This is a genomic window from Microbacterium sp. Root553, assembly GCF_001426995.1.
Classification (GTDB): Bacteria; Actinomycetota; Actinomycetes; order Actinomycetales; family Microbacteriaceae; genus Microbacterium.
The window spans coordinates 2,242,723-2,265,492 of record NZ_LMFY01000001.1; the positions used below are offsets into that span (position 1 = coordinate 2,242,723).

General features: G+C 69.3%; 25 protein-coding genes. 15 read left to right on the forward strand and 10 right to left on the reverse strand.

What is annotated here, in order from left to right; translation table 11 throughout:
- The first annotated feature begins 3 nt into the window (after positions 1-3).
- Positions 4-354: a DUF2834 domain-containing protein gene (locus ASD43_RS10395; protein ID WP_149423149.1), complete on the forward strand. Its 351-nt coding sequence runs from the start codon at positions 4-6 to the stop codon at positions 352-354.
- Here ASD43_RS10395 and ASD43_RS10400 read toward each other — a convergent pair.
- Complete coding sequence (locus ASD43_RS10400; RefSeq protein ID WP_056417051.1) at positions 317-910, reverse strand: LON peptidase substrate-binding domain-containing protein; 594 nt, start codon at positions 908-910, stop codon at positions 317-319. The two genes, ASD43_RS10395 and ASD43_RS10400, sit on opposite strands and share 38 nt — an antisense overlap.
- 36 nt (positions 911-946) lie before the next feature.
- Between ASD43_RS10400 and ASD43_RS10405 the strand changes: the two genes are divergently transcribed.
- Positions 947-1,444, forward strand: a complete 498-nt coding sequence (locus ASD43_RS10405) for a DUF427 domain-containing protein (protein WP_056417054.1) — start codon at positions 947-949, stop codon at positions 1,442-1,444.
- A gap of 20 nt (positions 1,445-1,464) precedes the next feature.
- Here the strand turns inward: ASD43_RS10405 and ASD43_RS10410 are convergent, their stop codons facing one another.
- Together ASD43_RS10410 and ASD43_RS10415 are read right to left on the reverse strand one after the other, a co-directional pair.
- Complete coding sequence (locus tag ASD43_RS10410) at positions 1,465-2,778, reverse strand: LLM class flavin-dependent oxidoreductase (protein ID WP_056417059.1); 1,314 nt, start codon at positions 2,776-2,778, stop codon at positions 1,465-1,467.
- The gene (locus tag ASD43_RS10415; protein WP_056417061.1) at positions 2,775-4,070 is read right to left on the reverse strand and encodes an O-acetylhomoserine aminocarboxypropyltransferase/cysteine synthase family protein; all 1,296 of its coding nucleotides are present in this window, start codon (positions 4,068-4,070) and stop codon (positions 2,775-2,777) included. The genes ASD43_RS10410 and ASD43_RS10415 overlap by 4 nt, the downstream gene beginning before the upstream one ends.
- Positions 4,071-4,255: 185 nt before the next feature.
- Between ASD43_RS10415 and leuC the strand changes: the two genes are divergently transcribed.
- The 6 genes from leuC to ASD43_RS10445 all read left to right on the forward strand — a co-directional run bounded on the left by leuC (position 4,256) and on the right by ASD43_RS10445 (position 10,611).
- Positions 4,256-5,707 (forward strand): 3-isopropylmalate dehydratase large subunit, encoded by a 1,452-nt coding sequence (gene leuC, locus ASD43_RS10420; protein WP_056417064.1) that lies wholly within the window; start codon positions 4,256-4,258, stop codon positions 5,705-5,707.
- 2 nt (positions 5,708-5,709) lie between these two features.
- On the forward strand, positions 5,710-6,306 hold the full coding sequence (leuD, locus tag ASD43_RS10425; protein ID WP_056417067.1) for a 3-isopropylmalate dehydratase small subunit: 597 nt from the start codon (positions 5,710-5,712) through the stop codon (positions 6,304-6,306).
- 65 nt (positions 6,307-6,371) lie between these two features.
- Entirely contained in the window at positions 6,372-7,739 is a 1,368-nt protein-coding gene (gene murA / locus ASD43_RS10430) for a UDP-N-acetylglucosamine 1-carboxyvinyltransferase (RefSeq protein ID WP_045255255.1), read from the forward strand.
- Positions 7,740-7,744: 5 nt separating this feature from the next.
- Positions 7,745-8,500, forward strand: coding sequence for a lysophospholipid acyltransferase family protein (locus ASD43_RS10435; RefSeq protein WP_056419465.1), 756 nt, complete (start codon positions 7,745-7,747; stop codon positions 8,498-8,500).
- Positions 8,490-9,623 carry an NAD(P)H-dependent glycerol-3-phosphate dehydrogenase gene (locus tag ASD43_RS10440; protein WP_056417070.1) on the forward strand — a complete coding sequence of 378 codons (1,134 nt, stop codon included), beginning with the start codon at positions 8,490-8,492 and terminating at the stop codon, positions 9,621-9,623. The genes ASD43_RS10435 and ASD43_RS10440 overlap by 11 nt, the downstream gene beginning before the upstream one ends.
- On the forward strand, positions 9,529-10,611 hold the full coding sequence (locus ASD43_RS10445) for a D-alanine--D-alanine ligase family protein (RefSeq protein WP_056417073.1): 1,083 nt from the start codon (positions 9,529-9,531) through the stop codon (positions 10,609-10,611). The genes ASD43_RS10440 and ASD43_RS10445 overlap by 95 nt, the downstream gene beginning before the upstream one ends.
- A 10-nt stretch (positions 10,612-10,621) precedes the next feature.
- On the opposite strand, the gene ASD43_RS10450 is transcribed toward ASD43_RS10445, so the two are convergent.
- A complete protein-coding gene (locus ASD43_RS10450; protein WP_056417076.1) occupies positions 10,622-11,125 on the reverse strand; it encodes a DUF3515 family protein in 504 nt (167 codons plus the stop codon).
- Positions 11,126-11,148: 23 nt separating this feature from the next.
- Here ASD43_RS10450 and thiL point away from each other — a divergent pair, with 23 nt between their 5' ends.
- Positions 11,149-12,150, forward strand: a complete 1,002-nt coding sequence (gene thiL, locus ASD43_RS10455) for a thiamine-phosphate kinase (RefSeq protein ID WP_056417079.1) — start codon at positions 11,149-11,151, stop codon at positions 12,148-12,150.
- Here thiL and rsmD read toward each other — a convergent pair.
- Positions 12,120-12,722, reverse strand: coding sequence for a 16S rRNA (guanine(966)-N(2))-methyltransferase RsmD (gene rsmD / locus ASD43_RS10460; protein ID WP_056417082.1), 603 nt, complete (start codon positions 12,720-12,722; stop codon positions 12,120-12,122). The genes thiL and rsmD overlap by 31 nt on opposite strands.
- Before the next feature lie 61 nt (positions 12,723-12,783).
- Here rsmD and ASD43_RS10465 point away from each other — a divergent pair, with 61 nt between their 5' ends.
- The 6 genes from ASD43_RS10465 to mutM all read left to right on the forward strand — a co-directional run bounded on the left by ASD43_RS10465 (position 12,784) and on the right by mutM (position 17,896).
- A complete protein-coding gene (locus ASD43_RS10465) occupies positions 12,784-14,958 on the forward strand; it encodes an ATP-dependent DNA helicase RecG (RefSeq protein ID WP_056417085.1) in 2,175 nt (724 codons plus the stop codon).
- Positions 14,959-14,988: 30 nt separating this feature from the next.
- Positions 14,989-15,486, forward strand: coding sequence for a pantetheine-phosphate adenylyltransferase (gene coaD, locus ASD43_RS10470; RefSeq protein WP_045255248.1), 498 nt, complete (start codon positions 14,989-14,991; stop codon positions 15,484-15,486).
- Positions 15,487-15,569: 83 nt separating this feature from the next.
- The gene (locus ASD43_RS10475; protein ID WP_056417088.1) at positions 15,570-16,118 is read left to right on the forward strand and encodes a YceD family protein; all 549 of its coding nucleotides are present in this window, start codon (positions 15,570-15,572) and stop codon (positions 16,116-16,118) included.
- 2 nt (positions 16,119-16,120) lie between these two features.
- On the forward strand, positions 16,121-16,330 hold the full coding sequence (gene rpmF, locus ASD43_RS10480) for a 50S ribosomal protein L32 (RefSeq protein WP_017830754.1): 210 nt from the start codon (positions 16,121-16,123) through the stop codon (positions 16,328-16,330).
- Between the two features lie 17 nt (positions 16,331-16,347).
- Positions 16,348-17,040: a ribonuclease III gene (gene rnc, locus ASD43_RS10485; RefSeq protein WP_056417093.1), complete on the forward strand. Its 693-nt coding sequence runs from the start codon at positions 16,348-16,350 to the stop codon at positions 17,038-17,040.
- Positions 17,033-17,896, forward strand: coding sequence for a bifunctional DNA-formamidopyrimidine glycosylase/DNA-(apurinic or apyrimidinic site) lyase (mutM, locus tag ASD43_RS10490; RefSeq protein ID WP_056417096.1), 864 nt, complete (start codon positions 17,033-17,035; stop codon positions 17,894-17,896). The genes rnc and mutM overlap by 8 nt, the downstream gene beginning before the upstream one ends.
- Positions 17,897-17,953: 57 nt before the next feature.
- On the opposite strand, the gene ASD43_RS10495 is transcribed toward mutM, so the two are convergent.
- From ASD43_RS10495 to ASD43_RS10515, 5 genes are all read right to left on the reverse strand, one after another.
- Complete coding sequence (locus ASD43_RS10495) at positions 17,954-19,276, reverse strand: FtsX-like permease family protein (RefSeq protein ID WP_056417099.1); 1,323 nt, start codon at positions 19,274-19,276, stop codon at positions 17,954-17,956.
- The gene (locus tag ASD43_RS10500) at positions 19,273-19,968 is read right to left on the reverse strand and encodes an ABC transporter ATP-binding protein (RefSeq protein ID WP_056417103.1); all 696 of its coding nucleotides are present in this window, start codon (positions 19,966-19,968) and stop codon (positions 19,273-19,275) included. Before ASD43_RS10500 ends, ASD43_RS10495 begins: the two co-directional genes overlap by 4 nt.
- 86 nt (positions 19,969-20,054) lie before the next feature.
- A complete protein-coding gene (locus tag ASD43_RS10505; RefSeq protein WP_056417105.1) occupies positions 20,055-21,140 on the reverse strand; it encodes a GNAT family N-acetyltransferase in 1,086 nt (361 codons plus the stop codon).
- Positions 21,137-22,225, reverse strand: a complete 1,089-nt coding sequence (locus ASD43_RS10510) for a GNAT family N-acetyltransferase (protein ID WP_157550950.1) — start codon at positions 22,223-22,225, stop codon at positions 21,137-21,139. Before ASD43_RS10510 ends, ASD43_RS10505 begins: the two co-directional genes overlap by 4 nt.
- Positions 22,226-22,239: 14 nt before the next feature.
- Entirely contained in the window at positions 22,240-22,521 is a 282-nt protein-coding gene (locus ASD43_RS10515) for a hypothetical protein (protein ID WP_056417108.1), read from the reverse strand.
- Between the last annotated feature and the right edge of the window lie 249 nt (positions 22,522-22,770).

Sequence of the window (22,770 nt, forward strand, 5' to 3'; positions counted from 1 at the left end):
ATCGTGATGCGTCACTGGACACCGATGGCCGTCGTCTACCTCGTCCTGGCGGTGGCGGGACTCGTCGGCACCTGGGCGTTCAACGTCCTGGCCATCACGCAGATGGTGGACTTCATCGGTGACCTCGTCGGCAGCGGCCCTGCCGTGTCGTCGATCACCATCGACCTCCTGGTCGCGGCGATCGCCGGAAGCATCTTCATCATCGTCGAGGCACGACGGATCGGCATGCGACACGGCTGGCTGTACGTGGTCGCGTCAGGGGTGACGGCATTCGCCTTCATGTTCCCGCTGTTCCTCGCCATGCGTCAGCGGCACCTCACCCGGTTGTCCACAGAGACTCAGCCTCGAGCGTGAGGTCGATGACCTGGCGCAGCAGTGCGCCGAGCGAGGTAGATCGCAACAGGGTGTAACGGTCGTAGTCGCCCAGCGGGGCGATCTCGGCGAGCTGCCATGACGAGGCGAGAGGGTCGTCGGCGAGGTCGGTGTCGGCACTCCAGGGCGAGTCGGCGCGTGCGAGCACCCGCCGCACGGTCGACTCGGCCAGGGTGCGCAGGGGAGTGAGGGCGTCGTCCCAGGTCAGCTCGGGCAGCGGCGTCACGGCCGCGCGGGGATGGGGCGCGTCATCGACCCACTCGTCGATCGAGAAGCGCGTGGTGCCGACAGCGACGATATGCAGCACGTCCGCATCGGCCGAGACGCTCGTGAGCCTCGCCATCGTGCCGATGCCGCTGCGCAGGTCGCCGCCGCCGACCTCCTGGCCCCGCTCGATGAGCACGACACCGAACTGAGGATCCTCCTCGTCGAGAAGGTGCCCGATCATCGTGAGATAGCGCGGCTCGAACACGCGGAGCGGAAGCGGGGTGTACGGGAAGAGCACCGAGCCAAGGGGAAACATCGGTAGTGCGGCCATGACCCCAGTCAACACTGCGAGACGTACAGTGAAAAGATGCGCAGACCGAGTCCCATCGTCCCGTCTCCCGGCCAGGAATCCGTCTGGGACTATCCGCGACCTCCGAGGATCGAGAAGGTGGACGAGCGTGTCACCATCCGCCTCGGCGGCGTGCTCGTCGCCGACACCCGGGCTGCGATGCGGGTGCTCGAGACGAGTCATCCCCCGGTGTACTACCTGCCGATAGCCGATTTCATCGACGGAGCGCTCGCCGATGCTCCCGGTTCGTCGTTCTGCGAGTTCAAGGGGGCCGCGCGCTACCTCGACGTGCGCGGCGGAGGTCTTGTGGCCGCGGGCGCCGCCTGGAACTACCCGGATCCCACCCCTGGATTCGAGGCGCTGAGCGATCGTGTCGCGGTCTACGCGGGGCCGATGGACGAGTGCACGGTGGGCGGTGAGGTCGTGGTCCCGCAGCCGGGCGGGTTCTACGGCGGCTGGGTGACGTCCTCCGTCGTCGGTCCGTTCAAGGGCGGGCCGGGCTCGATGGGCTGGTAGCCCCCGGACTCGCCCCTGTCTCAGAAGGCCTGCAGGTTCGCCTGCAGTCCGCCGTCGACGTGGTCGCGACGGAGCAGGCCCCGTCGGCGCAGCACCGGCACCAGCTCGTCCAGGGTGCGGTGCAGGGTGACGGGGTGGAAGTCGCCCCACAGCAGAACACCGTCGTTGCCCCACTCGCCGAGCTCCTCGACCAGGTCGGCGAACTCCTCGGCGGTTCCGACGAAACCGGAGCGGTCGGAGAGACGCCCTGTGCGGGCGAGAGCCGTGAGGTGAGCGCGCAGCGGCGCGTCGTCGCCGCGGTCGCCGAGCAGGCGCTGGATGCTGCCCCGTGAGACGTGCTCGCCGAAGAACGAGGGGTCGAGGGGCCGGTCGAGATCCAGGGCGGTGAGGTCGGTCTCGAGATCGCTCGACTGCTTGCGGGCGATCTGCCGCAGCGCCTCGTCGTCCGGGTGCGCGGAGGCCGCGACGATCCGGTCCGCCTCCTCGGCCGAGGCCGTGATGACGGGCTGGATCGCGAACAGGATCTTGATGTCGTCGGGTCTGCGACCCGCCGCGATCGCCGCATCATGGATCTTGGCCCGGTAGGCGCGGACCGAGGCTTCGTGCAGAGGAGCCAGCGCGAGTTGCACATCGGAGTGGGCGCCGGCGAAGCCGAGTCCCCGCCCCGATCCTCCGGGCGAGACGATCGCCGGCGCTCCGTCGGTGAAGGGCACGGCGTTCAGAGGTCCGTCGAAGGCGAAATGCTCGCCGCGGTGGCGGACGGCGTGCAGCTTCGATCCGTCCGCGAACACCTCCGTGGCGCGGTCCTCGACGATGGCGCCGTCCTGCCAGCTTCCCCACAGCGCCCGGATTCCGTCGAGCCACTCCTCGGCACGGTCGTAGGCCGCATCGTGCCCCAGCTGCGCGGCGGCGGAGAAGTGACGCGCACTCCCGGTGTCGGTGACGACGTTGAGTCCCAGACGATGGCCGCTGAGATGCTGCAGCGTGGCGAACTGCCTGGCCGCCGTGTACGGCAGGTAGGCCGCCGGGTTCACGGTGGGGACCACGCCGAGGTGGCGCGTGGCCTGGAACAGGTACGGCGCGAGCAGCAGCGGGTCGTGCTTGGGTCCGCCGAACGCGTGCCGCACCCGCAGGTCGATGGTCGAGGGGGACCCGAGCGAGGGGGCGTCCTCGATGATGACCAGATCGAATCCCGCCTGCTCCAGGGTGCGGGCCGCCTCCTGGTAGATGTCGGGTCTCGTCCAGTCGTAATCCCAGTCCAGAGAGGGCAGGCCCCAGCCCTGCGGTCCGAAGCCGCGGGCGAGGAACCAGCCGAAGTGCTGGAGCCGGCTCATGCCGCGACCTCCCGCGCCGGCTGGAGCACGCGATCGAGGTCGGCGATCAGGTCGGAGACGTCCTCGATGCCGATCGACAGCCGCAGCGTTCCCGGTCGCACGCCCAGCAGATCGCGCTCCTGCCGGCTGCGGTGCGAATGACTGGTCGTCTCGGGGTGCAGCACCAGCGATCGGACATCGCCGATGTGGGTCATGTGGGTGAACACCCCGACGCCGTCGACGAACGAGCGCGCCGCGTCGAGCCCGCCTCGCAGGGTGAAGGTGAACACCGAGCCGTGGCCGCCGACGAGGTACTTCTCCGCGAGGGCGTGATGGGGGTGCCCCTCCAGCCCGAGATAGTCGACGCTCTCGACCTCGTCATGGGCGGCGAGCCATCGCGCCACGTCGAGCGCATTCCGCGACTGACGCTCGACCCGGAGTCCGAGCGTCTCGGCGCCCTGGCCGATCAGGAAGGCGTTGAGCGGAGACGGTGAGGCGCCGAAACGCGGGGCGACGGACTCTCTCGCGTAGGCGATGCGCGCCGCGCCGCCGTGCCGGCTGGCGACGCTGGGGAATCCGCCGCGACCGGGGAGCACGAGGTGCGGGGCGTTGTGCCCGGCTGCGGTGGCGTCGAAGCGTCCGTCGTCGACGATGACGCCGCCGAGCACCGATCCGTGCCCGGCGAGGAATTTCGACGCCGAGTGCACGACGATCGAGGCCCCCTGCTCCAGCGGACGCACGAGGAACGGGGTGGCCAGCGTGTTGTCGACGATCAGGGGGATCGCCGCCTCGTCGGCGACGGCGCTGATCGCGGCGATGTCGAGAAGGTCGTTGCGGGCGTTCGCGATCGACTCCGCGAAGAGCGCGCGGGTGTTCGGGCGGATCTCTGCGCGCCAGGCGTCCGGGTCGCCGATGTCGTCGACGAAGGTCGTCTCGATGCCCAGTCGCGCGAGATTGTCGAGGAAGAGACCTCTGCTGCCCTCGTAGATGTGCGTCGACGAGATGATGTGATCGCCCGCCCCGGCGACCGTCAGCAGGGCGGTGACGACGGCGGCCTGACCGCTCGCGACGAGGACCGCGTCGACGCCGGACTCGAGGGCCGCGAGCTGACGTTCGACCGCACGGATGGTGGGATTCCCCGTACGGGTGTATCCGAATCCGCTGCCGGTGCCGAAGTGGTCGGCCGCGTGGTCGAAGTCCTCGAACTCGAAACCCGCGGTCAGATAGATCGGGGTCGCCCGAGATGTCGCGGCCGTCTGATTCCTGGCCGAGTGGAGGGCTCTGGTGGCGAAGCCGGTGGACTCGTCGGTCATGCTGGTGCCTCTCGAAGGTTCGTGTCAGTAGGGTGTCACGCGGCGACGCGGGGTGCGGAAGCGGTGGTAATCTGACGTCATGCGGATCGTGCTCCTTCTTAGCTGCCGCGACGAGAACTCGTTCTGAGCCCCTCCTCGTCGCGGAGTCCATCGTGGGCCGAACCGCCAGCTTCAGGAGAAACGCAATGAACAGCCCCGCAGCAGACTCCGCCTCTGTCCGCCCGAGAACCCTCGCCGAGAAGGTCTGGGACGACCACCTCGTCGTGAAGGGCGAGGACGGCGAGCCGGACCTCATCTACATCGATCTGCACCTCGTGCACGAGGTGACGAGTCCGCAGGCCTTCGACGGCCTGCGTGCCGAGGGTCGTCCCCTCCGGCGGCTCGATCTGACGATCGCCACGGAGGATCACAACACCCCGACCTGGGACATCGACAAGCCCATCGCTGACCTCACCAGCCGGACGCAGATCGAGACCCTCCGTCGCAACGCGTCCGAGTTCGGCGTGCGCCTGCATTCGCTCGGCGACGCCGAGCAGGGAATCGTCCACGTCGTCGGACCGCAGCTCGGGCTCACCATGCCGGGCATCACCGTCGTCTGCGGCGACTCGCACACCTCCACCCACGGAGCTTTCGGGGCGATGGCCTTCGGGATCGGCACCAGCGAGGTGGAGCATGTCATGGCGACACAGACGCTCCCGCTGAAGCCGTTCAAGACGATGGCGATCACCGTCGACGGCACGCTGCGCCCCGGCGTCACCGCGAAGGACATCATCCTCGCCGTCATCGCGAAGATCACCACCGGCGGTGGCCAGGGATACGTGCTGGAGTTCCGCGGCAGCGCGATCCGTGCGCTGTCGATGGAAGGGCGCATGACGATCTGCAACATGTCGATCGAGGCGGGTGCCCGCGCCGGCATGGTGGCGCCCGACGAGACGACCTTCGAGTACCTCAAGGGGCGCCCGCACGCCCCGAAGGGGCAGGACTGGGACGACGCCGTCGCCTACTGGCGCACGCTGCCCACGGACGAGGGCGCGACCTTCGACGCGGAGGTCTTCATCGACGCCGACGAGCTGGAGCCCTTCGTGACCTGGGGCACCAACCCCGGTCAGGGCAGCTCGCTGTCGGCATCCGTGCCCGATCCCGCTGACATCGCGGACCCGAACGAGCGCGCTGCGGCTCAGCGCGCGCTGGAGTACATGGACCTGGCACCGGGCACCCCGCTGAAGGAGGTCCCCGTCGACGCCGTGTTCATGGGCTCCTGCACCAACAGTCGCATCGAGGACCTGCGCGCCTTCGCCTCCATCGTCGAGGGCAGGAAGAAGGCCGACGGCGTGCGCGTCATGGTCGTCCCCGGCTCGGCGCGCGTTCGTCTCGAGGCGGAAGCCGAGGGCCTGGACAAGGTGATCACGGACTTCGGCGCCGAGTGGCGGTTCGCCGGCTGCTCGATGTGCCTCGGGATGAACCCGGATCAGCTCGCGCCGGGGGAGCGCTGCGCATCGACCTCGAACCGCAACTTCGAGGGCAGGCAGGGCAAGGGCGGTCGCACGCACCTGGTCTCGCCTCTGGTCGCCGCGGCGACGGCGATCCGCGGCACACTGTCGAGTCCCAGCGATCTGCACGAGATGGCGGAGGTCTGACCATGGAGAAGTTCACCACGCACACCGGCGTCGCCGCTCCTCTCAAGCGCTCGAACGTCGACACCGACCAGATCATCCCCGCCGTCTTCCTCAAGCGGGTCACCAAGACCGGCTTCGAGGACGCGCTCTTCCACGGATGGCGTCAGGATCCCGACTTCGTCCTGAACCAGCCGCAGTTCCAGGGGGCCTCCGTGCTCGTCGCCGGACCGGACTTCGGCACCGGCTCGAGCCGGGAGCACGCGGTGTGGGCGCTGCGCGACTTCGGATTCGCCGTCGTGCTCAGCCCCCGTTTCGCCGACATCTTCCGTGGCAACTCCGGCAAGCAGGGCCTTCTCGCGGCGACCATCTCCGAAGAGGATCTCGACCGTATCTGGGCCGAGATCGACCGCGAGCCCGGGGCATCGATCACCGTGGACCTCGAGGCGCGCACCGCGTCGATCGGCGACGTCCAGGCTGAGATCGGCATCGACGATTACACTAGATGGCGGCTCCTCGAAGGGCTCGATGACATCGGGCTCACGCTGCGCAACGAAGACAAGATCGCGCAGTTCGAGGCCCGTCGCGAGTCGTGGCGGCCCCGGACCCTCCCCGTTCAGTGAACGGCGGGGCAGGGGGAGCCGAGGGCGACCCCGCCCCGAATTCCCTGAATGAAGTGAGGCTCCGAATGACCACACCTGTGCGCGACGCTCTTGCGGACGGAGTCCCCCCACTGACCGGAGACGTCCTCGCGATCCGCGGCGGACGACCGCTGCGCGGCCGTGTCGATGTCAAGGGCGCGAAGAACCTCGCGACCAAGGCGATGGTGGCCTCACTGCTCGGCGAGACGGTGAGCACCCTTCGGGATGTTCCCGCGATCAGCGATGTCGCTGTGGTGCGTTCGCTGCTCGAGGTGCACGGTGTGCGGGTGTCCGACGGCGATGAGCCCGGCGCGCTGGTGTTCGACCCGAGCGACGTCGAGTCCGCGCACTTCGAGGAGATCGACGCGCACGCGGGTGCGTCGCGGATCCCGATCCTCTTCTGCGGTCCTTTGCTGCACCGTCTCGGACAGGCGTTCATCCCCGACCTCGGCGGCTGCCGCATCGGCGACCGCCCCATCGACTTCCACCTCGACGCACTGCGCAAGTTCGGTGCGATCGTCGAGAAGCTGCCGAGCGGCATCCGCCTGTCGACCGGTGGCGCGCGCCTGCACGGCGCGAACATCCACCTGCCGTACCCCAGCGTCGGAGCGACCGAGCAGGTCCTGCTGACGGCCGTCCGCGCCGAGGGCACCACCGAGCTGCGCAACGCGGCCATCGAGCCCGAGATCATGGACCTGATCGCCGTGCTGCAGAAGATGGGCGCGATCATCTCCTACGAGCCCAACCGCGTCATCGTCATCGAGGGCGTCGAGAAGCTCCGCGGATACGACCACCGCTCGATCTTCGACCGCAACGAGGCCGCGTCCTGGGCCTCCGCCGCGCTGGCGACCGACGGCGAGATCTTCGTCGGCGGCGCCAAGCAGCAGGAGATGCTCACCTTCCTCAACGTGTTCCGCAAGGCGGGGGGATGGTTCGACATCCAGGAGGACGGCATCCTCTTCCGTCGTGACGGCGAGCTCAAGCCCGTCGTCGTCGAGACCGACGTGCACCCCGGCTTCATGACCGACTGGCAGCAGCCTCTCGTGGTCGCGCTCACTCAGGCGAACGGCCGCTCGGTGGTCCACGAGACCGTCTACGAGAACCGACTCGGCTTCACCGACGCGCTGGTCAAGATGGGGGCCGACATCGTCGTGCACCCGCGCGGTCTGCAGGACGGCCCTCGTCGTGTGCCCCGCCGTGATCTGGAGCAGGCCGCCGTGATCACCGGACCGACGCCGCTGCACGCCGCAGACATCGTCGTCCCCGATCTCCGTGGCGGATACAGCCACGTGATCGCTGCACTCACCGCCGAAGGCGAGTCGAGGGTCTCCGGCGTCGACATCCTCAGCCGCGGCTACGAGAAGTTCCTCACCAAGCTCGACGCCGTGGGTGCCGACTTCGACGTCATCCGGTGACCGCGATGGGTTCCCGCTCGCCGGAGTCCACGCGGCCCAGCGTGTTCTGGCCGCTGGCGGCGATCATCGTGCCGATCGTGTCTCTGATCGCGAAGATCCGCATCAGGGGCGGTGAGAAGCTTCCGCAGGACGGCGCGTACGTGCTCGCCCCCAATCACTACTCGGAGTTCGATCCGCTCATCGTCGCCGTGGCGGTGTGGCGGATCGGCCGCGCTCCGCGCTTCATGGCGAAGGAGAGCCTGTTCCGCGTCCCGGTGCTGGGTGCGGCACTGCGGGCCACCGGCATGATCCCGGTGGCGAGGTCGTCGTCCGCGTCGGCGGCGAAGCAGACGCTCAAGCAGTCGGCGGAGCTCGTGGAGCACAGACGCGGCGTGATCGTCTACCCGGAGGGGACGCTGACGCGCGACCCCGACCTGTGGCCGATGCGCGGCAAGTCCGGTGCGGTGCGGCTGGCGCTGACGGACGGCATCCCGCTGATCCCGATGGCGCACTGGGGCGCTCAGGAGATCATGGGCCGCTACCAGAAGGGCCTGAGCCTGTGGCCGCTGCGCAAGCGGGTCGAGGTGGTCATCGGCGATCCGGTCGACGTGTCGGATCTGCAGGGGCGTGCGGGCGAGGCCTCGGCGCTGAACGAGGCGACCACCCGCCTGATGAACGCGATCACCGTGCTCCTCGAGGAGCTGCGAGACGAGAAGGCGCCGGCGGAGCGATGGAACCCCTCGACGCACGGACAGAAGGAGACGGGTCGCCTTGACTCCTAAACGCGGTGTGCCGACGGGACCGAGGGTCGCCGTCATCGGTGCCGGGAGCTGGGGCACCACGTTCGGCAAGATCCTCGCCGACGGTGGTGCCCAGGTCACGATGTGGGCCCGGCGCGCCGAGCTCGCGCACGAGATCGACGAGGCCAAGCGCAACTCGCGCTACCTGCCGGGCATCAACCTGCCCCGCACCATGGCGGCCACGCACGAGCTGGCCATCGCGCTGCGGGACGTCGATCAGGTGTACCTGTCGGTGCCGAGCCAGTCGCTGCGCGAGAACCTCAAGGCGCTGCGCCCGCTGCTGGCCGACAACGACGCGAAGATCGTCAGCCTGATGAAGGGCGTCGAGCGCACGACCGGACTGCGCATGAGCCAGGTCATAGAGCAGGAGCTGCGCTGCGACCCCGACCGCATCGCCGTGGCCTCGGGGCCCAACCTGGCGCTGGAGATCGCACGGGAGCAGCCCACCGCCGCCGTCATCTCCTCGCGCAGTCGGGAGACGGCCGAGGAGGTCGCACGGGCTGCCCGCAACAGCTACTTCCGGACGTTCGTGAACACCGACGTCATCGGCACCGAGTTCGGCGGTGTGCTGAAGAACCTCATCGCCGTGGCCATCGGCATCGTCGACGGCGTCGGATACGGCGAGAACACGAAGGCATCGATCATCACGCGAGGCCTCGTCGAGATGACGGACTTCGCGGTGGCGAACGGCGCCCACCCCGAGACGCTTCAGGGACTGGCGGGGCTCGGCGATCTGATCGCCACCTGCCAGTCGCCGCTGAGCCGCAACAACACGGCCGGGCGCCTGCTCGGCCAGGGATACAGCTTCCAGGACGTCGTCAAGCAGATGCAGCAGACGGCCGAGGGACTCGCGTCCGTCGCGCCCGTGCTGCAGCTGGCTCGTGAGTCCGAAGTGGACATGCCCATCGTCGAGCAGGTGAAGATGGTGCTCGACGGCAAGATGAACCCGCGCGACATCGCACCCCACCTGACGACGGACGACGACACCCCGCAGGGTGAGAGGACCAACCATGGACAAGCAGACGGTGGTGGTGCTCTTCGGAGGGCGCTCCAGCGAGCATTCGATCAGTTCCGCAACGGCGGGAGGGGTGCTGGGCGCGATTGATCGCGACCGATACGCCGTGATCCCGGTGGGGATCACCCGCGAGGGCGCCTTCGTGCTGGAGGACGACGATCCGGCGAAGTTCCCGCTGGATGCCGCGCATCTCCCCGAGGTGGCCGACAACGGCACGCGGGTGCGCTGGCCGGAGCCGGGCGGGGACCGCACTCTGCGCGTCGTGCGCGCCGACGGCACCACCGACGATCTGGGCGAGATCGACATCGTGCTGCCGATCCTGCACGGCACGCACGGCGAGGACGGAACCATCCAGGGGTACTTCGACACCCTCGAGGTGCCCTACGCGGGCGGTGGCGTTCTGGATTCCGCGTTGTGCATGGACAAGCACTTCATGAAGATCGCGCTGGGCGCGGCCGGTATCGCGGTGGCCCCGGGGCTGACCGTGCGCGCCCGTCAGTGGCAGCAGGATGCCGAGCGCATCCGCTCGCAGGCGGTCGAGCTGGGTCTTCCCCTGTTCGTCAAGCCCGCGCGGGCCGGCTCCAGCGTGGGCGTCTCGAAGGTGACGCAGGCCGAGGAGCTGGACGCGGCTCTCGCGATCGCGTTCGCCGAAGACGACAAGGTGCTCATCGAGTCGGGTGTGGTGGGTCGCGAGATCGAGGTCGCCGTGCTCGAAGGGGCCGAGGGCGTACGCGCGTCACTGCCCGGCGAGATCGTGCTGACCTCCCGAGGGTTCTACGACTTCGAGGGCAAGTACCTCGGTGGCGACGGCGTCGACGTCGTATGCCCCGCCGAGCTCGAGCAGTCCGAGATCGCGTTGATCCAGGAGACCGCGATCCGCGCCTTCGAAGCGGTCGACGGGCGTGGGCTCGCGCGGGTGGACATGTTCCTCACCGCATCAGGGGAGCTCATCGTCAACGAGCTGAACACCATGCCGGGATTCACTCCGATCTCGATGTTCCCCAAGTGCTGGGTGGCGTCGGGCCTGAGCTACGGCGACCTGATCACCGAGCTCATCGAGGCGGGCCTGCGCCGCTGAGCGTCGGAGCTCACCCCTCGGGTGCGGGCTCGCTCTGTTCGTCGGTGGGGATGCGGTCGGTGCACCGTGCCGTGGCGGGTGCGAGACCCGCGCGGATGCTGGTCGACAGCCGCTCCACCACGGTGCGGAAATCGATCTCCTCGCCGCGGCGGATGATGACCTCTATAGCCGGATCGCGGCCGTAGGTCACCAGCCGCTGACGCTCCTCCTCCTGGTCGAGGACGAGCCAGTCGACGTTGCCGATGGTGGTGCACACCTCGGCGGAGGGAGCGGGGGGCTCGACTCCGCAGCGCAGCACGACGGTCGGGTCGCCCCAGGCGCCGGTCGCCTGCGCGTCGGTCCACACGCGGTCGAGATCGCCGACGGCGTCGGGAAGGAGCACCGACACCTCTGCGCAGGCGGGGTTGTCGGCGTCGTCGGCCGGCTCGAGATGAACGGTGGTCGAGCATCCGGAGAGCAGCGCCACGAGGGCCGCAGAAGCCGCGACGACGGCGAGACGACGAGATCGGGGCATGTGTCCAGGCTACCTTTGACTCCATGTCCTCCCGACCTCGCGACGCCGATCCTCTGCTGGGTGACCTCTCCGAGGGGGAGATCCTGCGGGCGATCCTGTCGCGGACCGCACGCGGCAGCCACACGCTGCTCGGCCCCGGCGACGATGCGGCGGTCATCGCCGCCCCGTCGGGATCTGTGGTCGCCACCACCGACACTCTCGTGCACGGCCCGGACTTCCGTCTCGCATGGTCGTCGGGGTACGACCTCGGCTGGAAGGCGGCAGCGGTCAATCTCGCCGATGTCGCGGCGATGGGTGCCCGTCCCACCGCGCTGCTCGTCGCGCTGGCGATCCCGCGCGACCTGCGGCTGTCGTTCGTGGAGCGTCTGGCCGACGGCTTCCGCGAGGCCTGCGCAGCGCTCGCCCCGGGGTGCGCCGTGGTCGGGGGAGACCTGACCGTCTCCGACGTGCTCACGGTCGCGGTGACCGCGCTCGGCGACCTCGAGGGACGCGCGCCGGTGACGAGAGCGGGCGCGCGGATCGGGGACATCGTCGCGATCGCGGGGGAGCTCGGCCACGCCGCGCACGGACTGTCGGTCCTGTTCGGCAGATTCCGCGAGGCGGGCACGGGGGTGCCGGTGCCCGTCGACGTGTCGGTCCTCCGCTCCGGAGAGAGAGCGGCGCTGCAGGCGCAGCTCCGGCCGACCCCGCCGATCGGGCTCGGTCCGTTCGCGGCGACCGCCGGCGCCACCGCGATGATGGACGTCTCCGACGGTCTCGCCCTCGACGCGCGACGGATGGCGGCGGCATCCGAGGTGACGATCGCCCTCGACGCGGCGATGCTCGGCGACGATCCTCTGCGTGCTCTCGCGGGCGGGGAGGATCATGCCCTGCTGGCCGCGTTCCCACCGGGGGCGCTGCCCGCGGGATTCCGCATCATCGGCGAGGTGCGTGCGCGTGGCGATCACGACCTGCTGGTCGACGACGCCCCTGTCGACGTCTCGGGCTGGGATCCCTACCGCGACTGGGACTCGGCGTCGGGCTGAGCGGAGTCTGCGCGGGCCGCCGGCTGCGCCCACCACAGGGTGGTGTCGCCGTACGACTTCTCGCGGATGAGCTCGAGCCCGGCAGCGTCGAGGTCCGGCGGCGTGGAACGGCGGGCCCGTTCGACGATCACCAGGGCGTCGGGTGCGAGCAGCGGCGCCAGACCCACGAGGTCGGCGGTCATCGCCGCGTCGTCGAGGTCGTAGGGAGGGTCGGAGAAGACGAGATCGTAAGGTCCCGTCGCGCGCTGCAGGAACGCGCGGACGCTGCTCTGGTGCACGCGGCCCGAGGGGAGTCCCGCTTTGGCGACCGTCGCGGCGTTCCGTCGGATGAGCCCCGCCGCCGTCCGGCCCTGCTCGACGAGGTCGGCGCTCGCGGCTCCACGGCTGAGGGTCTCCAGCCCCAGCGCCCCGGAGCCGGCGTAGAGATCGAGCACGCGTGCGCCGAAGATGACGTCGGCCGAGTCGAGACCGCCGAAGAGCGACTCCCGCACGCGGTCGCTGGTCGGTCGTGTTCCCGACGAGGGCACGTCGAGTCGCGCGCCTCCCGCCCTGCCCGCGATGATCCTCGTCACCTGATCACGATACGACAGCCGCGGTGCGCGTCGTGTCGGCGCCGCCTCCTAGACTCGGAGCATGTCGCTCACGCTCGATTCGTCGCTGGAGGACGCGCTCGGCGCGACACCGGCGAAGACCCTCGGTCGCGCGTTCGGCATGAAGACGGTCGGCGACCTGCTCTCGCACTATCCGCGACGGTATGCCGACCCCGGCGAGCTCACGCCGATCCGGGAGCTCCCGATCGGTGAGACCGTGACGATCGTCGCCGAGGTGCTGTCGTCGAGTGCGCGGGCCATGCGCAACCGTCGGGGAGCGATGGTCGACGTGGTCATCGGCGACGGCATCGGCAAGATGTCGCTGACCTTCTTCGCGAAGAACCTGGCTGCGGCGAAATGGCGCTCCGACGACCTCGCGGTCGGGCGCCGTGGCGTGTTCTCCGGCAAGGTGGGCGAGTTCAACGGAATGACGCAGTTCGCGCATCCGGAATACGAGCTCTTCGACGACGAAGACGCCGCGCGGCGCCGCGCCGATGCCAGAGCAGCGGTGCTCATCCCGATCTATCCGGCGACCTCGACCCTGCAGACCTGGCAGATCGCGAAGTTCGTGGCTCGTGTCCTCGATGCGGTCGATGACGTCCCCGAACCGCTCGCCGACGACGTGCGGGCGCGCGAGGAGCTGCTGACGGCTCGCGAGGCGCTCGAACTGATCCACCGCCCCAAGACGCGCAACGACATCGACCCCGCGGTGCGCACCCTGCGCATGCACGAGGCGCTGACGCTGCAGACCGCTCTGCTGCAGCAGCGCGATGCGGTGCGGTCGCTCTCGGCGACGGCCCGACCTGCCAGGCCCGGAGGGCTGCTCGAGCGATTCGACGCATCCCTGCCCTACGACCTCACCCCCGATCAGCAGACGGTGGGAGCGCAGGTCGCCGACGACCTCGTCGGGTCCTGGCCGATGAACCGGCTGGTGCAGGGCGAGGTGGGCTCGGGAAAGACGCTGGTGGCGCTGCGCGCGATGCTCCAGGTCGCCGAGTCCGGTGGTCAGGCGGCGCTCATCGCACCGACCGAGGTGCTCGCCGGGCAGCACCTGCGCTCGATCGCCAAGATGCTCGGACCCCAGCTCGCGCCGTCGGTCATGCCGACGCTGCTGACCGGGCAGATGCCGGCGGCTGAGCGCCGCAAGGCGGCACTGCGGGTGGCGTCGGGTCAGGCGCTGATCGTGGTCGGCACGCACGCCCTGCTCGGTGAGAAGACGACCTTCGCGGATCTCGGTCTGGTCGTCGTCGACGAGCAGCACCGTTTCGGCGTGGAGCAGCGCGAGGCGCTCCGCGCGAAGGGATCGAGTCCGCACGCGCTCGTGCTCACGGCGACGCCCATCCCTCGCACCGTCGCGATGACGGTGTTCGGCGACCTCGACACCTCGGTGATCCGCACGATGCCGAAGGGCAGAGCGGGGATCGAGTCGTTCGTCGCACCGCTCGCGGAGCACCCGGGGTGGTTCAACCGGGTCTGGGACCGGGCTGCCGAGGAGATCGCGCAGGGGCGGCAGGTGTTCGCGGTCTGCGCCGCGATCGACACCGCGAAGAAGACGGCAGAGTCCGGCGAGCAGCCGCTCGCGCAACCGGAGGGGGCCACAGGTCCCCGGTGGGGCGTGGTGCAGCTCGACGAGGCGCTCGCGACGCACCCGCGGCTCGGAAGCGTGCGGCGCGCCGTGCTGCACGGGCGCATGCCCTCGGACGAGAAGGACGCGGTGATGCAGGCCTTCGCCCGCGGAGAGATCGATCTGCTGGTGGCGACCACCGTGATCGAGGTCGGCGTCGATGTGCCGAACGCGTCGACGATGATCGTCCTCGACGCCGACCGGTTCGGCGTGTCGCAGCTGCATCAGTTGCGTGGCCGCGTGGGTCGAGGCGGAGTTCCCGGTCTCTGCCTGCTCGTGACCGAGGCGGAATCCGGCTCGGTCGCCCGCGAACGGGTCGATGCGGTGGCCGCCACCCTCGACGGCTTCGCCCTCGCCGAGGTGGATCTCGAGCTCCGCGGCGAGGGCGACGTGCTCGGTGCCGCGCAGGCGGGTGTGCGCTCGTCGCTGAAGCTGCTGCGCGTCGTCAAGGACTCCGGACTCATCCTCAGGGCGCGGGAGCTCGCCGAGAGCATCCTCGCCGCCGATCCCGATCTCGTGGCCAACTCGGGTCTGCGATCGGCGATCGAGCGGCGTGTGACCGACGATGACCGCGCGGCACTCGCCAAGAACTGACCCCCGCGCCGCGTGCTTTAGGCTGGGGGAATGAGCAGTCGGATCGCTGTCGTCCCGGGTTCCTTCGATCCGCCGACCCTGGGTCATCTCGATGTGATCCGTCGCGCGGCGAAGCTGTATGACGAACTCCACGTGCTCGTCGTGCACAACCCCGGCAAAGAGGCGATGCTCCCGATCGCCCAGCGCATGTCGCTGATCGAGCAGTCCATCGCCGACGAGGGCATCGGTGACAACGTCGTGGTGGGATCGTGGAGCATGGGCCTGCTGGTCGACTACGCGCGTGACGTGGGCGCAGGAGTGCTGGTCAAGGGCATCCGCTCGCAGATCGACGTCGCCTACGAATCGCCCATGGCGATCGTGAACCGTCACCTCGCCGACATCGAGACGGTCTTCCTGCTGCCCGACCCCGCGCACGCGCTCGTGTCGAGCTCGCTGGTGAGACAGGTCGCCGGTCTCGGCGGCGACGTGTCGCCGTTCGTACCGCCGGCCGTCGCCGCGTTCCTCGACACCGGCTCCCGCGGCATCTAAGACATCGCCGGGCGCTGTCGCGCTCAGCACGGAACCAGCCTCGGCCGCCCGAGAGCCGGTACCATTGCGGGGTGCGTTCCCGAATGAATGGTCCTTTCGTCCTGCCCGTCCGCGACATCGTCCGTAGACCGGGCGAGATGCGCGAGCACGAGTTCTCGGTGACCCTGAAGGACGGCTGGGGAGAGGGGATCGTGGCCTTCGAGGCCGGGTCCGACCTCGACCTCGACGTCCGTCTGGAGTCCGTCCACGAGGGCATCCTGGTGTCCGGAACCGCCGATGCGGAGTACTCCGGTGTGTGCGGTCGCTGCCTCATCGACATCACCCGGCCCGTCGAAGTCGAGTTCCAGGAGCTTTTCGCGTATCCTGGTGAGGAAGAAACTGACTTCGAGGTTCAAGACGACCACGTGGATCTTGAAACTCTGGTCAGGGATGCTGCCGTACTGGCACTTCCTTTTCAGCCGGTGTGTCAGCCGGATTGCCCGGGTCTCGACCCGGAAACGGGCGAGAGGCTGACCGAGAGCACCGGAACGGAGCAGGCCGCTCCCATCGATCCTCGATGGAGTGCGCTCCAGAACATCACAGACCAAGACGGCACGGATGAATCTCGTGCCGCCGAGAAAGAAGAGAGCTAGTCATGGCTGGTAACCCCCCGAAGCGCAAGGTATCCCGTTCGAACACCCGCTCGCGCCGCGCGCAGTGGAAGGCGGCGCCCGTCGCGCTCGTCAAGACCATCGAGAACGGCCAGGTCGTCTACAGCCGCCCGCACCAGGCGAAGGTCGTCACCGACTCGCAGGGCACCGAGCTGTTCCTCGAGTACAAGGGTCGCAAGGTCGCCGACGTCTGAGTCGCGACTTCACTACTGTGACGAAGGTCCCTGAGGGGACGAGACCTCTCCCAGAGAAGCTCCGCGTCGATATCGACGCGGAGCTTCTGGAGTTGGCTCTCACCCATCGCTCCTACGCGTACGAGCATGGGGGCATCCCTCATAACGAGCGCCTGGAGTTCCTCGGCGACTCCGTTCTCGGCCAGGCCGTCACCGTGATGCTCTTCACCACGCACCCCACGCTCGACGAGGGCGAGCTCGCCAAGCGGCGCGCCAGCGTGGTGTCGACCGTCGCCCTGGCGGAGGTCGCACGAGCCATCGGCCTCGGCAGTCACCTGCGGTTGGGGCGGGGCGAGGAGCAGACCGGCGGACGCGATAAGGACTCGATCCTCGCCGACACCATGGAGGCCGTGATCGGGGCGACGTACCTGTCGGCAGGCCCCGACGCCGCGACCGAGCTCGTGCTGCGACTGACCGCACCGCTGCTGGCCGATCCCGAGCGCTACGGCGCCGCGATGGACCCGAAGACGAGTCTTCAGGAGCTCGCGGCTCGCGCCGGTTCACCCCCGCCCGTGTATTCGGTCGAGGCGAGCGGTCCCGATCATGACCGTCGCTTCCTCGCGACCGTCGTCGTCGGCGATGTCGTGATGACCGGCAAGGGCAGCAGCAAGAAGACCGCCGAGATGGCTGCTGCGCTCAGCGCGTGGCGACTGCTGAACGAGCGTGCCTGAGCTTCCCGAGGTAGAAGTCGTCAGAGCCGGCCTCGCTCCGGCGGCCACGGGATCGACGATCACCGCGGTCTCGGTCCTCGATGAGAGGGCTCTCACCCGTCACGTCGCCGGCGCGGCCGACTTCGCGTCCCGTCTCGAGGGCCGTACGTTCTCCGGAGCCGAGCGGCGTGGCAAGTTCCTCTGGCTGCCGCTCGACTCCGACGATGACGCGCTGATCGCGCACCTGGGCATGAGCGGACAGATGCTGTTGCGTTCGCCGGATGCCGCAGCCGAACGCCATGAGCGGATCCGCATCTTCGTCGAGCATCCTCAGCACGGCGAGCTCGCGATCGTCTTCGCCGACCAGCGCACCTTCGGCTCGCTCGCCGTCGATCGTCTGGTGCCGGACGGCGCATCTCGCATCCCCACCCAGGTCGTGCACATCGCGCGGGACCCCGTCGATCCGCTCTTCCACGACGCTGACTTCGTGCGCGCGCTGCGACGCCGCCGCAGTGCCGTCAAGCGGGTGCTGCTCGACCAGCAGGTCATCAGCGGCGTGGGGAACATCTACGCCGACGAGTCGCTGTGGGCGGCGCGCATCCACCCCGAGACTCCCGCCGACGCGCTCTCGACCGCGGCGGTGAAGCGGCTGCTCGCCGAGATCAGGATCGTGCTGGCGAAGGCACTCGCCGAGGGCGGGACGAGCTTCGATTCGCAGTACGTGAACGTGAACGGCCAGGCCGGCTACTTCGCGCACTCCCTGAACGCGTACGGGCGGGGCGGCCAGCCGTGCCCACGATGCGGCACCCTGATCGTCCGCGAGGCGTTCATGAACCGTTCGAGCCACTACTGCCCGAGGTGCCAGCGACGCCGCTGAGCGCTCGCTCGCACCTCGGATCTGCGCCCTCGTCCTGCGGGGATGAGGCACACGGCGTCATACAGCGCGGAACGAGCGGCCCAGCAGCGGCGCGGTCGCCCGGGTGCTGGCCCAGACCACCGCGATGCCGAGCGCAAGGACTCCGCCGATCGTGAGCAGGGATTCCGGGGCGACGATCAGCGCGATGCCGAGCAGCGGGAATACGAGCACGGCCGCGCACAGGGCGGAACCGAGGGCGGTGATCAGCAGCGGCGACATGATCGCACGCTGACGGGCACGGTCGACGGTCGAGACCGGCACACCGAGTCGGTGCAGACTCTGGTGCAGCTCTCTCTGGTCGAGAACAGCGGACGCCTGGTTCACCCCGACGGACGCGGCGACCATCAGGAACGAGCCGACGAGCGTGATGATGAGCCCCGTGCGCATGTCGGCGGCGAGCGCGGCGTCGGAGGCCGCGGCGGCCTCGCTGCCCATCGCGTTGATCAGCGAGACGCCGGTTCCGGCGAACACGGCCATGAAGCTGGCCATGGCGATTCCGCTGACCTGGCGCCAGGCAGCCTTGGGCGCGTCGAGCACCATGCGCGCGGCGAGCAGCCTCTCGGGTGTCTGCGCTCGACGCAGGTGTCGCGACGCGGTGATCTTGAGCACCCACGGTCCTATGACGTTGAGCACCGCGAGTGCGAGCGCGAACGTGATCGCGAGCACGATGATCGTGACGGCGAGTCCGGCGACCGTGGGGAAGACCTTCACCACGGCGAATGCGACCACGATGGCCGCGACGCCGAGGACGGCACGAATCCAGTGCACGGGTGCGGCCGTCGCCCGCAACCGCACGCCCAGCGGCGAGATGATCACGCGCCGCAGTCCGAGGGCGGAGCTTCCCGCGGCGACGACGAGGATGCCGCCGACGACCGCTGCGACGCCCGCCGGGTTCAGCAGCACCGCGTCGAGGCCGAGGGAGGCACCACGGAAGGGGATCAGTCCGATCAGCGGTGAGATCAGGAGGTAGGCGAGCACCCCGATGATCGCACCGGCAGCGGCGACCACGACCGACTCGATCACCGTGGCGACCCCCACACCCATCGGCGTGACGCCGAGCAGACGCAGGGTGGAGAGCCGCTCGTCCCGCCGACGAGCGGAGAGTCGGGCCGCGGCGCCGCCGAGGGTCGTCAGCGGCACCACCAGCAGTACGAGAGCGATCGCGGCCAGCGCCTGATAGATCGGGGCGAAGTCGTCGGTCCATCCCCAGAACGACTGAGCGCCGCCGACGACGGTGAGCACGAGGGCGGTCACCACGCCGAAGGCGACGATGGGAAGCACCACGACACCGGTCTGCTCCTTCGTGGGACGCAGGAGCAACGCGAGCACGTTCGGGTTCATGCGGACACCCCCGAGGACGCGGCCATCCCATCGCGGACCGCGACGATGCGGGAGCACCGTGCGGCGACCTCAGGGTCGTGGGTGACGACGAGCAGGGTGCGTCCCTGGCCGGTCGTCGACCACAGGAGCGCGTCCATCACCTCCTGCGAGGTATGCGAGTCCAGGGCGCCGGTGGGCTCGTCGGCGAACACCAGATCGGCGCCGGTCGCCTGTGCGCGCGCGATCGCGACGCGTTGGGCCTGACCGCCGGATAGCTCGCCGATGCGGCGATCCTCCATTCCGGCGAGACCGAGCGCCGCGAGCCAGGCGGCCGCGTGAGTCACGGCATCCGCTCGCTTCACGCCGTTGATCATCGAGGCGAGCGCGACGTTCTCGACGGCGGTGAGCTCGGGGATGAGCAGGCCCTGCTGGAAGACGAAGCCGAACCGCTCCCGTCTCAGACGCGAGCGTGCGGACTCGCCGAGAGCGGACAGCTCGATCGCCGCGCCGGTCGCGGGGCGGTACGTCACGGTTCCGGTGTCAGGGACGATGATGCCGGCGAGCACGTGCAGCAGGGTGGATTTACCCGAGCCGGATGCGCCCATGATCGCGACGGATTCGCCGCGTGTGATGGACAGATCCACTCCGGCGAGAGCGTGTGTCTCGCCGTAGGTCTTGGTCAGAGCGTGCGCGTCGAGGACGGAGTTGTTCATGTGTCCAGCCTCGCTGCAGGCACCCGATCGGTGCATCGGTCAGGCGGATGATCCGCCTCGTGCCGAGTACACCGATCGGATGACCTTCACAGCCGCTTCTGCCACGCGCCCGAGTACGAGACCGGGACGAAACCGAGGGCTTCGTTGATGCTCAGCATCGGACGGTTCTCCTCCGCGTTGAAGGTCGAGACCGTCGACGACCGGGGCATGACCTCGCGCCAGTGCAGGAGGTTCACGGTCTTCACCAGTGCGCCCAGACGGCGACCTCGGTGCGCGCTCGAGACCAGTGTGCCGAACTGATGGGTCACTCCGGTGCGGTCCGCGCCGATGAGCAGCTCGTTGTAGGCGACGATGTCGCCGGTGGGGATGTGCTGCACGGCCACGATCGAAAGCGCCTGCCCGGCTCCGGTGAGGCGTCGCTCCCGGCGCTCCACACGGTCGGCGTCCCACACCTCGGCCACGAAGTCCATGTCGCCGCTCGGCGCATCCGTCGAGAGACGAGCGAGGATCGCCGCATATCCGGGGCGGAGCTCCGCGGGAGTCGGCGCCATCCACTGCAGGACGCGATAGTCCTCACCGGCGGCCGACTCCGCGGCCAGCCTCGCCGCCCGCAGGGGCGCCGGGTCTGCGCGGAGGTCGAACTCGCTGTTGCGCTCGACCTGCTCGAGTTCGTACCCGCGTGCCTCCAGCAGGTCGGACAGGGGGATCGCCGGGATGCGCCCCCACCCGGTTCGCGGCGCGAGCATGCGCTCCTTCTCGATGGGGCGGTGCAGCGACCAGATCTGCACCAGCGAGCGACCGTGGGCGCGTGCCTCGGTCTCGGCCAGAGCGAGCAGGGCGTCTTCTACTCCCTGCCCCCAGTACCGCTCGGGCACCATCAGGTCGACCTCCGCGGCGTGCGCGTCCTCCTCCTGGGCGTAGTCGATCGTGATCATGCCGACGATCTCGTCTTCGCGCCGCGCGACGAAGCCCGTGTGGAGGGTGTCGGTCCCGTCCTGCCATCCGGCCAGCAGCTGAGCGGCGTCAGGGGCGAGGTCCGGGAGACCGACGGTCTCGTCGCAGATCTGCCGGTTCAGGTCCGCGTAGGCGCGGAAGTCCGCGGCATCCTCGTCGTCGAGCGAGCTCGGAACGGTCAGCGGCGAGATGGTCGGTGCGATCTCGATGGTGGTCATGTCAGGTCTTTCTTCCAGGCGCCCTCATAGGCGATGGCTGTGAAGCCCATGGCCTCGTTGATGGCGAGCATGGGCCGATTCTCCTCGGCGTTGTAGGTGATGATGTCCGTCGACTCCGGTGCGATGTCGATCCACGAGAGCATCGCGGCGCACTTCACCAGCTGGCCGAGACGGTGGCCACGGTGCTCGTTCAGGACCAGAGTGTCGTCCTGATGCGTCGTGCCCGTGCGGTCGGGGCCGATGCCGAGCTCGGTGAAAGCCGCCAGCGCACCCGTCTCGAGGTGCTGTGCGACCGTGACCTGGAATTCCTGGCCCATCTCGGCCAGACGCGCCTCACCCGCGATCAGGCGCTCCGCATCCCACGCCTCCTCGTCCGATTCGAGATCCGCCGACGGGGCGTCGGTGGACATGCGCGACTTGAGCCATGCGTAGCCGTCCCGATGCTCGGGTGGGGTGGGTGCCATCCACTGTCGCACTCGATAGCCCGGTGAATGCGCCTTCGCCTCCTCGAGAAGCGAGGCCGCGAGAGCGCGCGCATCCGGCGTCAGGTCGAGACGGCTCACGCGATACACCTGCTCGAGGGTGAAGCCGTGGCGCAGCAGGAACCGCGCGACATGGTCGTCCGGCACGCTTCCGAACCCGGTGCGCGCCTCCAACCGTGCGCCGTCGCTCGCCTGCTGCTCGGTCCAGTTCTGGATGACGGTGCGACCGTGCGCGCGCACGACAGCCTCCAGGTGCGGCAGGATGGCCGTCCCGATACCGCGACCCCAGACCCGCGGATGCAGTTCGATCGAGGCGATGGCGACCTTCGACCCCTCTTCGTGAGGGATGTCGACCACCGCGCGACCGACCATCTCGCCGGCGTCGCGCACGATCCACGCGACCGTGGTCCGCTCCGCCCGGGAGCGGAGCAGAGGCAGCAGCGCCTCGGGGGTGAGGTCCTGCTCGGTGCGCCCCGTCAACTCGCGGTACACCTCGTTGCGGACACGGGACAGCTCGCGGAACTCGGCCGCGTCCGCGGCATCCGCCCGTGCCGGCAGCACGAGCGGATGCAGCGTCGCGTCCTCGATCAGAGAGATGCTCATCTGAGGCCTCCAGGTCATCGCAGCTGACGCTGCAGGTCGTAGGTGAGCAGGGCGAACGTTTCGGCGGGGGTTCGTTCCCGGCGGTCGAGATGGAGCGAGTCGTACGCCGCGGGCGGTGCGACACGCCGCTCGCGACGCGGTCGCTGCGCCCGCTGGAGCAGCCAGAGGCCGATCCGCAGTGACAGACGATCCGCGAGCGCGAGACGACGCAGCTCGTCGGGAGCGGGGAGATGGAGGACCAGCTGGTCCTCGGTATCGGGCGGGTGGGTGAGGTTGCGGTGCAACGTCGTGTTCACGATGGTCCTTCGAGTGTGTGTGGTGCGGGGAGCAGCACGGGCGCCGTCGACGCGGAGCGGGGGCGCGGTGCAGCGGTGCGCGATCCGGGTCGCGCCGAAGGCGCGACCGCCGGATGCGGCGGGATCCGTGCTCCGAGGCGGAGCAGAGGGTGGGCGTGCGGACACACGTCAGAGGATGCCCGAGACGGGCGGTGCGCAGCGGATGGCGGCGCGCGGGGTCCTCGGCTCTACGAGAGAGAGCTGGTGTGG

Bases quoted from the DNA above. Each gene is read 5' to 3' on its own strand.
- murA (WP_045255255.1), top strand. From the start codon at position 6,372: ATGACCACACCTGTGCGCGACGCTCTTGCGGACGGAGTCCCCCCACTG.
- rpmF (WP_017830754.1), top strand. From the start codon at position 16,121: ATGGCTGGTAACCCCCCGAAGCGCAAGGTATCCCGTTCGAACACCCGC.
- ASD43_RS10500 (WP_056417103.1), bottom strand. From the start codon at position 19,968: ATGAACAACTCCGTCCTCGACGCGCACGCTCTGACCAAGACCTACGGC.
- ASD43_RS10495 (WP_056417099.1), bottom strand. From the start codon at position 19,276: ATGAACCCGAACGTGCTCGCGTTGCTCCTGCGTCCCACGAAGGAGCAG.
- leuD (WP_056417067.1), top strand. From the start codon at position 5,710: ATGGAGAAGTTCACCACGCACACCGGCGTCGCCGCTCCTCTCAAGCGC.
- ASD43_RS10405 (WP_056417054.1), top strand. From the start codon at position 947: ATGCGCAGACCGAGTCCCATCGTCCCGTCTCCCGGCCAGGAATCCGTC.
- ASD43_RS10435 (WP_056419465.1), top strand. From the start codon at position 7,745: ATGGGTTCCCGCTCGCCGGAGTCCACGCGGCCCAGCGTGTTCTGGCCG.
- ASD43_RS10450 (WP_056417076.1), bottom strand. From the start codon at position 11,125: ATGCCCCGATCTCGTCGTCTCGCCGTCGTCGCGGCTTCTGCGGCCCTC.
- ASD43_RS10510 (WP_157550950.1), bottom strand. From the start codon at position 22,225: ATGAGCATCTCTCTGATCGAGGACGCGACGCTGCATCCGCTCGTGCTG.
- ASD43_RS10465 (WP_056417085.1), top strand. From the start codon at position 12,784: ATGTCGCTCACGCTCGATTCGTCGCTGGAGGACGCGCTCGGCGCGACA.
- ASD43_RS10475 (WP_056417088.1), top strand. From the start codon at position 15,570: ATGAATGGTCCTTTCGTCCTGCCCGTCCGCGACATCGTCCGTAGACCG.
- ASD43_RS10410 (WP_056417059.1), bottom strand. From the start codon at position 2,778: ATGAGCCGGCTCCAGCACTTCGGCTGGTTCCTCGCCCGCGGCTTCGGA.
- ASD43_RS10400 (WP_056417051.1), bottom strand. From the start codon at position 910: ATGGCCGCACTACCGATGTTTCCCCTTGGCTCGGTGCTCTTCCCGTAC.
- coaD (WP_045255248.1), top strand. From the start codon at position 14,989: ATGAGCAGTCGGATCGCTGTCGTCCCGGGTTCCTTCGATCCGCCGACC.
- ASD43_RS10415 (WP_056417061.1), bottom strand. From the start codon at position 4,070: ATGACCGACGAGTCCACCGGCTTCGCCACCAGAGCCCTCCACTCGGCC.
- ASD43_RS10445 (WP_056417073.1), top strand. From the start codon at position 9,529: ATGGACAAGCAGACGGTGGTGGTGCTCTTCGGAGGGCGCTCCAGCGAG.
- ASD43_RS10505 (WP_056417105.1), bottom strand. From the start codon at position 21,140: ATGACCACCATCGAGATCGCACCGACCATCTCGCCGCTGACCGTTCCG.
- thiL (WP_056417079.1), top strand. From the start codon at position 11,149: ATGTCCTCCCGACCTCGCGACGCCGATCCTCTGCTGGGTGACCTCTCC.
- leuC (WP_056417064.1), top strand. From the start codon at position 4,256: ATGAACAGCCCCGCAGCAGACTCCGCCTCTGTCCGCCCGAGAACCCTC.